The sequence below is a fragment of the Sinorhizobium fredii NGR234 genome, from assembly GCF_000018545.1.
In the GTDB taxonomy this organism is placed as follows: Bacteria; Pseudomonadota; Alphaproteobacteria; order Rhizobiales; family Rhizobiaceae; genus Sinorhizobium; species Sinorhizobium fredii_A.
On sequence record NC_012587.1, the window covers coordinates 3,914,718 to 3,925,702 of the forward strand.

Annotated in this window: 11 protein-coding genes; 4 read left to right on the forward strand and 7 right to left on the reverse strand. The window is 64.1% G+C overall.

Annotation, left to right across the window (positions count from 1 at the left end; translation table 11 throughout):
- The first annotated feature begins 151 nt into the window (after positions 1-151).
- Positions 152-1,000: a class II glutamine amidotransferase gene (locus NGR_RS29630; protein ID WP_164924574.1), complete on the forward strand. Its 849-nt coding sequence runs from the start codon at positions 152-154 to the stop codon at positions 998-1,000.
- A 17-nt stretch (positions 1,001-1,017) separates the two neighbouring features.
- Here NGR_RS29630 and coaBC read toward each other — a convergent pair whose 3' ends face one another.
- The 7 genes from coaBC to ubiE form a co-directional block, all read right to left on the reverse strand.
- Positions 1,018-2,220, reverse strand: a complete 1,203-nt coding sequence (gene coaBC / locus NGR_RS29635; protein ID WP_012710170.1) for a bifunctional phosphopantothenoylcysteine decarboxylase/phosphopantothenate--cysteine ligase CoaBC — start codon at positions 2,218-2,220, stop codon at positions 1,018-1,020.
- A 98-nt stretch (positions 2,221-2,318) separates the two neighbouring features.
- Positions 2,319-2,780 (reverse strand): nucleoside deaminase, encoded by a 462-nt coding sequence (locus NGR_RS29640; protein ID WP_164924575.1) that lies wholly within the window; start codon positions 2,778-2,780, stop codon positions 2,319-2,321.
- A gap of 126 nt (positions 2,781-2,906) precedes the next feature.
- The gene (locus NGR_RS29645; protein ID WP_012710172.1) at positions 2,907-3,443 is read right to left on the reverse strand and encodes a YbhB/YbcL family Raf kinase inhibitor-like protein; all 537 of its coding nucleotides are present in this window, start codon (positions 3,441-3,443) and stop codon (positions 2,907-2,909) included.
- A 139-nt stretch (positions 3,444-3,582) separates the two neighbouring features.
- The gene (locus NGR_RS29650; protein WP_012710173.1) at positions 3,583-4,437 is read right to left on the reverse strand and encodes a helix-turn-helix transcriptional regulator; all 855 of its coding nucleotides are present in this window, start codon (positions 4,435-4,437) and stop codon (positions 3,583-3,585) included.
- A 122-nt stretch (positions 4,438-4,559) separates the two neighbouring features.
- A complete protein-coding gene (locus NGR_RS29655; protein ID WP_012710174.1) occupies positions 4,560-5,063 on the reverse strand; it encodes a GNAT family N-acetyltransferase in 504 nt (167 codons plus the stop codon).
- Positions 5,064-5,414: 351 nt separating this feature from the next.
- Positions 5,415-6,989: a 2-polyprenylphenol 6-hydroxylase gene (gene ubiB, locus NGR_RS29660; protein ID WP_012710175.1), complete on the reverse strand. Its 1,575-nt coding sequence runs from the start codon at positions 6,987-6,989 to the stop codon at positions 5,415-5,417.
- A gap of 4 nt (positions 6,990-6,993) precedes the next feature.
- On the reverse strand, positions 6,994-7,770 hold the full coding sequence (ubiE, locus tag NGR_RS29665; RefSeq protein WP_012710176.1) for a bifunctional demethylmenaquinone methyltransferase/2-methoxy-6-polyprenyl-1,4-benzoquinol methylase UbiE: 777 nt from the start codon (positions 7,768-7,770) through the stop codon (positions 6,994-6,996).
- Between the two features lie 213 nt (positions 7,771-7,983).
- Between ubiE and mutM the strand changes: the two genes are divergently transcribed.
- The 3 genes from mutM (at position 7,984) to rpsT (ending at position 10,180) form a co-directional block, all read left to right on the forward strand.
- On the forward strand, positions 7,984-8,874 hold the full coding sequence (mutM, locus tag NGR_RS29670; RefSeq protein WP_012710177.1) for a bifunctional DNA-formamidopyrimidine glycosylase/DNA-(apurinic or apyrimidinic site) lyase: 891 nt from the start codon (positions 7,984-7,986) through the stop codon (positions 8,872-8,874).
- Positions 8,875-8,949: 75 nt separating this feature from the next.
- Positions 8,950-9,723, forward strand: coding sequence for an enoyl-CoA hydratase (locus tag NGR_RS29675; protein WP_012710178.1), 774 nt, complete (start codon positions 8,950-8,952; stop codon positions 9,721-9,723).
- A 190-nt stretch (positions 9,724-9,913) separates the two neighbouring features.
- Entirely contained in the window at positions 9,914-10,180 is a 267-nt protein-coding gene (gene rpsT, locus NGR_RS29680) for a 30S ribosomal protein S20 (protein ID WP_012710179.1), read from the forward strand.
- Positions 10,181-10,985: the final 805 nt, after the last annotated feature.

A 10,985-nucleotide genomic window follows, 5' to 3' on the forward strand; every position in this document is an offset into this window, starting at 1 on the left:
GCTTTTCCCTTGTGCCGATGCAGCCGGCGTGAAAAAGCACGCCATGCGAAAAGTGTTAACGCATTTTTACCATGTTCCGTTGGAACATCGCCGTGACGATGGTCGGCGAATCGCCTCTTATCAGAAGATCCGGAACCGGAGTGATCGACGCATGTGCCGCTGGGCAGCCTATCGTGGAGAGCCGCTTTACCTCGAGGAGCTGGTGACCTCGCCGGCCCATTCGCTGATCGAGCAGTCCCATTGCGCAACCCGCGCGAAGACGGCGACCAACGGCGACGGCTTCGGTATTGCCTGGTACGGCGACCGTCCTGAGCCCGGCCGCTACCGCGACATCTTGCCCGCCTGGTCCGACTGCAACCTGAGGAGCATTGCGCGGCAGATCCGCTCGCGTCTCTTCCTCGCCCATGTTCGCGCGGCGACCGGCGGCGGCACGCGGCGCGACAACTGCCACCCTTTCGTGCACGGCCGCTGGGCCTTCATGCATAACGGCCAGATCGGCCATTTCGAGCATCTGCGCAGGCCGATGGAAAACATGCTTGCCGACGATCTCTATGCGGCGCGCACCGGCACGACGGATTCGGAGCTGCTGTTCCTGCTCGCCCTGCAGTTCGGTCTCGAGCGCGATCCGCTCGGGGCGGTTGCCGAGGCGCTCGGCTTCGTGGAGCGCCTGGCAGAGCAACTAGGCCTGAAGGTGCTCGTCCGCTTCACCGCGGCGTTTTCCAACGGCCAGGATCTCTTTGCGGTCCGCTACGCCTCCGACCGTAAGGCACCGACGCTCTTCGCCGCCCCGATGGGGCCGCAGGGCGGCTATTGCCTGGTCTCGGAGCCGCTCAACGACGACGACAACGCCTGGGCCGAGATACCGGACGGCTCGGCCGTCATCGTCGGCGAAAACGGCGTCGATGTTCGTCTTTTCAGCGCCGCCGACGCGCCTCTACGCGAACCTGCTTCCGTCGCGCCGGTTGCCCGGCCGGCCGACAAGGGTGTTCAACTCGCCTGACATCTCAAGCGGAGCTATTACGAGAGCTTCGCGGCGATCAGGGCTGCGAGCTTGTCGGCCACTTCGTCCTTGCCCATCTCCGGCCAGTCCTCCGTGCCGTCGCGGCCGATCAGTTTGACGCGGTTGCGGTCGCCGCCCATGATTCCGGTTGCCGGGGAGACGTCGTTGGCAAGTATATAGTCGGCGCCCTTCCTTTCGAGCTTGGCCCGACCGTTCGCGGCGACGTTCTCCGTCTCGGCCGCAAAGCCGATGACGAGCTTGGGCCGCGATGCATGATGCCCGATGGTCTTCAGGATGTCCGGGTTCTCGGCAAGCTGAAGCGGCGGCGGCGCTTCGCCCGGCCGCTTCTTGATCTTGTTGCCGGCGGCCGAAGCGACGCGCCAGTCGGCAACCGCGGCAACCATGACAGCGACATCGGCCGGAAGCGCGGCAACGACCGCGTCGCGCATCTCCTCGGCGCGCTCGACACGAATGATGCGGACGCTGGAGGGGGCCGGGATCGTCACCGGTCCGGAGACGAGGGTGACGTCGGCCCCGAGCCGCGCCAGCGCCGCGGCGATCGCATGGCCCTGCTTGCCGGAGGAGCGGTTGGCGATATAGCGGACCGGGTCGATCGGCTCGTGCGTCGGCCCTGACGTGACGATCGCTTTTTTGCCGGCAAGCGGTTTGGCGCCGGCGAGCAGTTCCTCGATCGCCCCGACGATCTGCAGCGGTTCGGCCATCCGGCCTTCACCGGCCTCGCCGCTTTCGGCCATCTCGCCCTGGGCGGGGCCGACGAAGCGGATGCCGTCGGCGGCGAGCGTCTTGCGGTTGCGGCGCGTCGCCGGATGCGTCCACATCTTCGGGTTCATCGCCGGCGCGACGAGCACGGTGCGGTCGGTTGCCAGCAGCACCGTCGAGGCGAGGTCGTCGGCATGGCCGTTCGCCATCTTGGCCATCAGATCGGCCGTCGCCGGCGCCACGACGACCAGATCGCATTCGCGCGCCAGCCGGATATGGCCGACATCCTGCTCGTCCTCGCGCGAAAAGAGCTCGGTGAAGACATGAGAAGCGGAAAGCGCACCGACCGCCAGCGGGGTCACGAATTGCTGCGCGCCTGCCGTCATCACCGGCCGGACCGCGGCGCCGCGCTCGCGCAGCCGGCGGATGAGGTCGAGGCTCTTATAGGCCGCGATGCCGCCGGAGATAATGAGGAGGATACGCTTGCCCGACAGTGTCATTCCGCTTCGGCTTGTCGCCGCTCCTTGTCCTTTGCCCGGACCCTAGCCGAGCAAACGGTTGCGCGCAATTGGAGCAAGGGTCCCGGACTTCGCCCCTGTCACGGTCGCTGTCGCGCCTGCCAATCGGCATAGAGCGTCCTGTCGTCCTCCAACGGCACATGGCGGAAGCGCATTGCCTGTTCGGCAAGAGGCTTGGCGAGCTCCGCATAGATCGCCGCCGTGGAAAGGCCGTAAGGCTCGCCGTCCTCGTTCGAATGGGCGTAGGCGATTTCGGTGATCCCCGCCATGCGCATGGCGGCGAGGCACATCGGGCAGGGATGACCGCTGGCGTAGACGGTCGCGTCCTCCAGCCGCAATGAGGCAATGGTTTTGGCTGCGGCGCGCACCGCATTGAGTTCGGCGTGTGACGTCGGGTCGCCCGTATCGAGCATTTCGTTGACGCCCCGGCCGATCACCTCGCCATTCCTGACGACGACGGCGCCGAAGGGACGGCCGCCCTTCTCCAGGTTGGTGCGTGCGAGTGATACGGCCTCGCGCAGAAAACGTTCTTCCTCTTGCATCGTCCACTCCTTCAGCGGGCCGGCAGCGGCGAGCAGACCTTCGATCCCGCGCAAACCGCGCGCCCTGTGCTATGACCAGACAGCCAGCGGCGGGAAGCCGCCACTGGCAGAGCAGTCTAGCCGACGTCAGCGTTCGTATGTGACCTCGATCGTCGCCTGGTCCAGCGCATTGGCCCGGGCAAAGAAACCAACCATGGCGGCAGGGGCGTCCTTGTCGAGCGGGAGCTTGTCGACAGACAGCGCGTAGACCGTGAACTGGTAACGGTGCGGGCCGTGGCCTTCCGGCGGGCAGGCGCCACCATAACCGGACGAACCGAAATCGGTGCGGCCCTCGATCGCGCCTGCGGGAAGCTTTCCGCTTGCGCCCGTGGCGAGCTCGGTGGCGTTGGTGGGAAGGTTGAAGACCGTCCAGTGCCACCAGCCGGAGCCCGTCGGGGCGTCGGGATCGTAGGCCATGATCGCGAAGCTCTTGGTGCCGGATGGCGCGCCCGACCATTTCAATTGCGGCGAGATGTTCTTGCCGCTGCAGCCGAAACCGTTGAAGACCTGGGCGTCGGCCATGGGCTTTCCGGCCGCCAGGTCGTTGGAGGTCAGTTTCATTTCGGCCTGCGCGGCCGTGGCGCCGAGGAAGCTGAGGGTGAGAAGTGTGGTGATGAAGCGCATGGGTCTTTCCTGCAGTCGCTGGAGCAATTCCAGGAAAAATGTGTAACGGTTTTCCATCCGGAATTGCGTCGTTTCAAAGCCTTAGCCATTTCAGTGTTCCCGCGAAACAATGACATGATCCAACAAAGCAACCGTATCGTCAGGCGGGCACACCGTCTCCTCCGATATGCTCAACTTCTGTCCCGATCCGCTCAAATGTTCCGAGATCTCCCCGCACTTCGCGCGGATTGATGCCGAACCGCTCCTTGAATCGGGCCGAGAACTGGGACGGCGAGTCGTAACCCACCTCCTGGGCGACGTGGGCGATCGGCAGGGTCGTCGTTTGCAGGAGTGCCAGCGCCCGCGTCATGCGCGTGTCGCTCAATGTCTCGGTGAAGCTGGTGTTTTCCGCCGCCAGCTTCCGCCTCAGCGTCGCCTCGCTCATGTTGAAGCTGCGGGCGGCGTGGCCCAAGGTCCAGTTGTGGGCGGGTTCCGCCTCGATCATCTGGCGCAGCCGATTCTGCAAAAGGGGATGTCCCGGGGTGCCCAAAACGGCTCCGCTCAGGGCGAACCAGGTGATGAGCTCGATCAGGCGGACCGCGGCGACGGGGCTGGGCAGTTTCGCGAACTCTTCCGAGGAGCAGCAGAAATCAAACAGCCCTGCTGCCTCGGCGGGCAGCTCCAAGGCCTTAATGGGAAGTGCCGTCCGCGGCGGCGTGATCAAAGCCAGACGGGCGTAGGCTTCCTCGAACAAGGGACGCGGTACAGGCAGCACGCGCGCTTCGTAGTTGAGCGGCGCCCTGGGGATGTTCTCCATCGTCATCGGCTGATGGTCGGGCAGCAGGCCGTATTCGCCGGCTGTGAGGAACAAATGGGTGTCGCGCGTGACGACGACCTTGTTCCCGGAGCGCACATGAATGAGCACGGGCGTGGTATTCGTCAGCCGATGAAAGCACGTCCTTCCACCCTGTCGGATGACGGCGCCGGCCGGAATTGGTTGGGCTTCGTGCTTCATGTGTCCTCGTCTCCCGGTTGGCAATGGATGACAGTTCCGACGATTGATCGCAAGGCGCCGTGAGCAGCGTAAATCAGCTCCGGCCTCCTCCGTCGGAGAAGGCCGGGACAGCGTTCCTCCGATCATGCGCGAAGACGCGCCATCGCGAAGACGTCGGCGTAGGCGCCGTCGCGCAGTGCATAGGATTTCAATATGCCTTCGGTGACGAATCCCGCGTTGCGGTAGAGGCCGATCGCCGCCTCGTTGTCGGTGAAGACCGTCAGCTCGAGGCGGGAAATGCCGAGCCAGCGGTCCGCCGTCTCGATCAAGGCCTCAAGCAGCGCCTTGCCGATGCCGCGCCGGCGGTAGTCGTCATGGACCGACATGCCGAGGTCGGCCGCATGCTGCCGCCGCCCCTTGTGACGATGCAGTCCGGCGAGTCCGACGATCCGTCCCTCCAGCTCGGCGACGATGATCAGGTCGTTTTCCGTGAGGCCCTCGAGCCAGCGTCGTGTCTGCTCCGGCGGCGCGAAGGGCAGGCGCAACGTTCCGGAGCGGACGCCGGGCAGATCGCGCAGGACGGCGAGCGCCTCCCAGTCGGCAACCGATGCAGCGCGGATATGAAAAGCGTTCGAACTGGCGGTCATTGTTTCCTCTCTCTTCTCGCCGAGGAAACAGAGCCGAACCCTGCTCGCCTCGGCAGGGTTGGCATGAAGACGGCTCGCTTAGCGCAACAGGTCTCCCGCACACCCTACGGTCTGCGTGGTCACCACCATCACGAGCGAAGAGCGACTGTCCATGGGCGGATACTATTCCAGGATACGGGATGTAGGAAGGGTGTTCGTCAGCACTTTGCCCCTCACCCTAACCTCTCCCCGCAAGCGGGGCGAGGGGACTGAGGCGGCGCGGCTTGTCCCTTCTCCCCATCAAAATGGGGAGAAGGTGGCGGCAGCCGGATGAGGGGCTCATATGGGAAGCCGCCTGCTCCACTCCATCGCTCAGGCAAGCTGCCAGGCGATGAAAACGAGCGTCGCCGCGATCACCCAGAGCGCCAGGCGCCCCGAGCGCGTGTGGCGCGCCTCCGCCTTGCCGATCGCCTCCGCAGTCTCCGCGTCGAAGCGCAGGCCGTTTTCGCTCATCGCCATGATTTCCGCGGAGAAGCGTTCGGTGCGGGCGGCGATTTCCGGAACGGCTTCGGCAACCCGCAGCGCGGCGTGCAGCCCGTCGCGCAGATCGGTGACGATACGTTTCGGGCCGAGATTGTCGCGGATCCACTTGCCGACGACAGGCTCCGACGCCTTCCACATGTTGAAGCGCGGGTTGAGCGTGCGGGCCACGCCCTCGACGACGACCATGGTCTTCTGCAGCATGACGAGTTCGGGGCGCGTCTGCATGTCGAAGAGCTCGGTCACCTCGAAGAGCAGCGTCAGAAGCTTGGCCATCGAGATCGTCTCGGCCGGCTGGCCGTGGATCGGCTCGCCAATCGCACGGATCGCCTGGGCGAAGCTCGCCGCGTCGTGGTGCGAAGGCACGTAGCCCGCCTCGAAATGCACGTCGGCGACGCGCTGGTAGTCGCGCGTGATGAAGCCGAACAGGATCTCGGCGAGGAAGCGGCGCTCCTTTTTGCCGAGCCTTCCGACGATGCCCATGTCGACCGCAACGATATGGCCCGCATCGTCGACGAACAGGTTTCCCTGGTGCATGTCGGCGTGGAAGAAGCCGTCGCGCAGCGTATGGCGCAGGAAGGACTGGATGAGCGTTTCGGCGAGCGTGTTGAGGTCGTGGCCGGCCGCCCTCAGACCTTCGATGTCCGACATCTTCACGCCGTCGATCCATTCCATCGTCACGACGTCGCGACCGGTGCGCTCCCAGTCGACCCTGGGGACGCGAAAGCCGGAGTCTTCTTTTGTGTTCTCGCCGAGTTCGGAAAGGGCGGCGGCCTCGAGCCTCAGGTCCATTTCGACCTTGGTCGTCTGTTCGAGCGTCTTCGTCACCTCGACCGGCCTCAACCGCCTTGTATAGGGCAGGAACCGCTCCTGCATGCGCGAAACGAGATACATCGCCTCGATATCGGCGGCGAAGCGCTGTCGCACGCCCGGACGGATGACCTTGACGGCCACCTTCTCGCGCCCGCCGTCGCGCAGGATCACGGCAGGATGGACCTGAGCGATCGACGCGGCGGCCATCGGTTCGGAAAACTCGACGAAGAGCGCATCGACGGAGCGGCCGAGCGAGCCTTCTATCGCGGCACGGGCCTCGCTCTCAGGGAACGTCGCCATCCGGTCCTGCAAGAGAGACAGGTCGGCGGCGAGTTCCGCGCCGACAACATCGGGGCGCGTGGCGAGAAACTGGCCGATCTTGACATAGGAGGGGCCAAGCCGTTCGACGGCGCGGGCGAGCCGGCCGCTGCGCACTTCGAACCGGGCCCGGCGGCGGGCAAGCAGCCCGGCGAGCCTCTGCACGAAACGCGCCAGCGGCGGAAGGTGTTCGGACGGAACCGCCGCGAAGGCGTCCTCGCGCGCCAGCACCCAGCCGATCCGCACGAGACGGAAATATGCTCCAGGCGTGCTCATGCGGTCAGATTTTCCAGCCGGAATGCAAGGCCGCGATGCCGCCCGTATAGTTGGTGAAGGAGACGCGGCCAAAGCCGGCCGTGCGGATCATCGCGGCGAAATCGCGCTGGTTCGGGAACTTGCGGATCGATTCGACCAGATATTGATAGGGCGCCTCGTCGCCGGTGATGAGCTTGCCGAATTTCGGGATGGCGTTGAACGACCAGGCATCGTAGAAGCGGTCGAGCAGCGGCATCTCCACCTCGGAGAATTCGAGCACCAGCAGCCGGCCGCCGCGTTTCAGCACGCGATAGGCCTCCTTGAGCGCCACCTCGATGCGGGGCACGTTGCGAATGCCGAAGGCGATCGTGTAGGCGTCGAAGGAATTTGCCGCAAACGGCAGGTCCTCGGCATTCGCCTCGACGAATTCGAGATTGCCGAGGAGCCCCTTCTTCCTGGCGCGTTCGGCGCCGACGGCGAGCATCGAGCCGTTGATGTCGAGCACGGTCGCATGCGCCTTGCGGCCGGAGGCTTCGACGATGCGGAAGGCGATATCGCCGGTGCCGCCGGCGACGTCGAGCACCCGATAGTTCTCCCGGCGCGGCGGATTGAGCGCGGCGATCATCGCATCCTTCCAGACGCGGTGCAGCCCGGCCGACATGACGTCGTTCATGACGTCGTAGCGTTTGGCGACCTTGTGGAAGACGTCGTTGACGAGCGGCTGCTTTTCGCCCGTTCCGACGTCGCGGAAACCGAAGGAGGTCTCCATTCCGCCATCGGCCGATACGCGCTCATCCGTCATAAGAAACTCCACTCCAACGAATTTTGCCGGCACCATAGCGAAATCGTCCGGCGCGCGCTATCTCAGCGACGGGGCGCGGCTGCGACATAGCGCATCCCTATAGGCCATGAATATTGCTATGGGAATGGCGCACGCGCTGCACCACGCACAGAGGTCGCGGCAGCACCATGAATGCCGCGGACGGAATGAATAAAGAGTGAAGGAAGACGGCCGATGCCGGAATTGCCTGAGGTCGAGACGGTCAAACGCGGATTGGCGCCGGCGATAGAGGGGGCGCTGCTGGTGCGCGCCGAATTGCGGCGGCCGGACCTGCGCTTTCCCTTTCCCGAGAATTTCGCCGCCGCCGTTTCGGGCCGCCGCATCCTGGCGTTGTCGCGGCGGGCCAAGTATCTGATGATCGACCTTGAGGGCGGCGACGTGATCGTCGCGCATCTCGGCATGTCCGGGTCGTTCCGCATCGAGGCCGGCGCGCAGCCGGCGGCACCCGGCGAATTCCACCATCCGCGCGGCAAGGACGAGAAGCACGACCATGTGATCTTCCATCTCGACGGAGGGTCCGGCCAGATGCGGGTGATCTACAACGACCCGCGCCGCTTCGGTTTCATGGATCTGGCGCGGCGCGACACGATCGCAGAGCACGCCTACTTCCGCGATCTCGGCGAGGAGCCGACCGGCAATGCCCTCGACGCTGCCTATCTGGCTGCCCGCCTCGCCGGGAAGTCGCAGCCGCTGAAGACGGCCCTCCTCGACCAGAGGACGATTGCCGGTCTCGGCAATATCTATGTATGCGAGGCGCTGTGGCGATCCGGCCTGTCGCCGAACAGGGCCGCAGGCACGCTGGTCGACAAGCGCGGTCGTCCGAAACAGGCCTTGCTCGCACTTGTCGAGGCGATCCGCGCGGTGATTGCCGACGCGATCGCGGCCGGCGGTTCGTCGCTCAAGGACCATATCCAGGCGGATGGCAGCCTCGGCTATTTCCAGCATGCCTTCTCCGTCTACGATCGGGCGGGCGAGGCTTGCCGCAAGCCGGGCTGTGACGGTACGGTCACCCGCATCGTTCAGGCAGGGCGTTCGACCTTCCATTGCCCGCGCTGCCAGAAATAAGGGCATGAGCGCCCATGCGGCTCCCGCCCGTTTGGCGCTTGCCGGAATCGAGTTCGAAATTTGGAGGAGATAACAATGAGTTACGAGACGTTGCTGGTCGAGACACGCGGGCGCGTCGGCCTGATCACTCTCAATCGGCCGCAGGCGCTGAACGCGCTGAATTCGACCCTGATGCGTGAGCTCGACGCAGCATTGAAGGCTTTCGATGCGGACAAGGGGGTCGGCGCGATCGTCATTACCGGCTCGGAAAAGGCCTTCGCCGCCGGTGCCGATATCAAGGAAATGCAGGCGCTCGGTTTCGTCGACAGCTATCTTGGTGATTTTCTCGGCGGCTGGGAGCACGTTGCCGGCGCCCGCAAGCCGATGATCGCCGCTGTTTCCGGCTTTGCACTCGGTGGTGGCTGCGAACTTGCGATGATGTGCGATTTCATCATCGCCTCGGAGACGGCGAAATTCGGCCAGCCGGAAATCACCTTGGGCGTCATCCCCGGCATGGGCGGGTCGCAGCGCCTGACGCGGGCGGTCGGCAAGGCGAAGGCGATGGACCTGATCCTGACCGGCCGCATGATGGACGCGAGCGAGGCGGAGCGTGCCGGCCTCGTTGCGCGGATCGTCGCGCCCGACAAGTTGCTGGAAGAGGCGCTTGCCGCTGCCGAGAAGATCGCTTCCTTCTCGCTTCCGGCGGTGATGATGGCGAAGGAAGCGGTCAGCCGCTCGCTGGAAGTCACCCTTGCCGAGGGCCTGCGTTTCGAGCGGCGCCTATTCCAGGCGCTGTTCGCCACCGAAGACCAGAAGGAGGGGATGGCCGCCTTCGTCGCCAAGCGTAAAGCGGAATTCAAACACGGATGAATCGCGAAGGCCCCGGTTTTCGCAAAATGCGCGTTGACGCGAGGGCGCTTTCCCGCTATACGCCGCCCTCAGTTTGAAACGCCATCTCGCATGGCTTTCCGATACTGCTCCCGAATTGCTTGGATGACAGGTCGCAGTGACCCGGCACGGCGAAGGCGGAGTTCATGTCAGTTTTCGAAGAGAGGCATCAATGGCCAATACAACTTCGGCGAAAAAGGCGACCCGCAAGATCGCTCGCCGTACCGCAGTGAACAAGGCTCGTCGTTCGCGCGTCCGCACCTTCGTCCGCCAGGTTGAAGAGGCGATCGCTTCCGGCGATCAGGCAGCCGCCGCCGCCGCCCTGAAGGCGGCCCAGCCGGAGCTGATGCGTGCCGCCACCAAGGGCGTCGTGCATGCCAACACGGCATCGCGCAAAGTGTCCCGTCTGGCGCAGCGCGTGAAGGCCCTTTCGGCCTAACCCGGCTAAATAATAAGCAAATGACGAAAAGCCCGGCGCGCGCGCCGGGCTTTTCGGATTCATAATTCCGCCATGGTCGTGGTTAACCTGCGCGGACGGCGGTTGTGTCAGCGGCGTGACATAAAACTTCAAATAATTTCAAAGAGATGCGCGAGGTTGTCATAAGCGTGTCGTCCCGGCGCGTCGGCTTGTTCGACGCGAAGTGAGTCAAGAAGATTTTTATTTTTTTTCTTTTTCGCCAGCTAAACACGGAGGCAAAAATCAAAACCCTTGATTCAAAAGCGATTCTTGCGGGACTCGCAAACACGCATGCAAAACGCCGCACGAGAGTCAACTGGCAGCGTTTAATAAGCGGTAAAAATCACCATTGATCTTGCCCCTCGATCCTGCCTAAATGGCTTTCACAGGGGACACGGATCACATCTGTATCAAGGAGGTTTGGAGCCATTTCAACGAGATGGCTTGAGGCTTTCTGTCCCCTGTGGCGGGGTAAGTCCACGTCGTTCAATCAGACAAGTCGAGATGGTCAAGCCGGACGAGCCGTCGTCGCGGTACGAGGACATTTCGTCTTATGGTTGTGGCTATGTGGTTCCCATCGGTGCTGTGTCGGTGTGTGCTCAAGTTGGAAGGAGACCTCGGCTACCCGCTTCGTACGAGGGCGCGGCGTAGTCACAATGGGTAAGACCGGATGGCTTGAAAACGGCCACACGGAATCGATAGGACTAGGCGCGAGGGGACATTCGCTTGATCGAGGCGAGCGGATGAGCGCAGCGCGCAACGGGACGGGATATGAGGAGCCTGGTTT

Excerpts from the sequence above, each read along its gene's own strand:
- ubiB (WP_012710175.1), bottom strand. The coding sequence starts at position 6,989 with ATGAGCACGCCTGGAGCATATTTCCGTCTCGTGCGGATCGGCTGGGTG.
- ubiE (WP_012710176.1), bottom strand. The coding sequence starts at position 7,770 with ATGACGGATGAGCGCGTATCGGCCGATGGCGGAATGGAGACCTCCTTC.
- NGR_RS29655 (WP_012710174.1), bottom strand. The coding sequence starts at position 5,063 with ATGACCGCCAGTTCGAACGCTTTTCATATCCGCGCTGCATCGGTTGCC.
- NGR_RS29675 (WP_012710178.1), top strand. The coding sequence starts at position 8,950 with ATGAGTTACGAGACGTTGCTGGTCGAGACACGCGGGCGCGTCGGCCTG.
- NGR_RS29650 (WP_012710173.1), bottom strand. The coding sequence starts at position 4,437 with ATGAAGCACGAAGCCCAACCAATTCCGGCCGGCGCCGTCATCCGACAG.
- NGR_RS29640 (WP_164924575.1), bottom strand. The coding sequence starts at position 2,780 with ATGCAAGAGGAAGAACGTTTTCTGCGCGAGGCCGTATCACTCGCACGC.
- coaBC (WP_012710170.1), bottom strand. The coding sequence starts at position 2,220 with ATGACACTGTCGGGCAAGCGTATCCTCCTCATTATCTCCGGCGGCATC.
- NGR_RS29645 (WP_012710172.1), bottom strand. The coding sequence starts at position 3,443 with ATGCGCTTCATCACCACACTTCTCACCCTCAGCTTCCTCGGCGCCACG.
- NGR_RS29630 (WP_164924574.1), top strand. The coding sequence starts at position 152 with ATGTGCCGCTGGGCAGCCTATCGTGGAGAGCCGCTTTACCTCGAGGAG.
- mutM (WP_012710177.1), top strand. The coding sequence starts at position 7,984 with ATGCCGGAATTGCCTGAGGTCGAGACGGTCAAACGCGGATTGGCGCCG.
- rpsT (WP_012710179.1), top strand. The coding sequence starts at position 9,914 with ATGGCCAATACAACTTCGGCGAAAAAGGCGACCCGCAAGATCGCTCGC.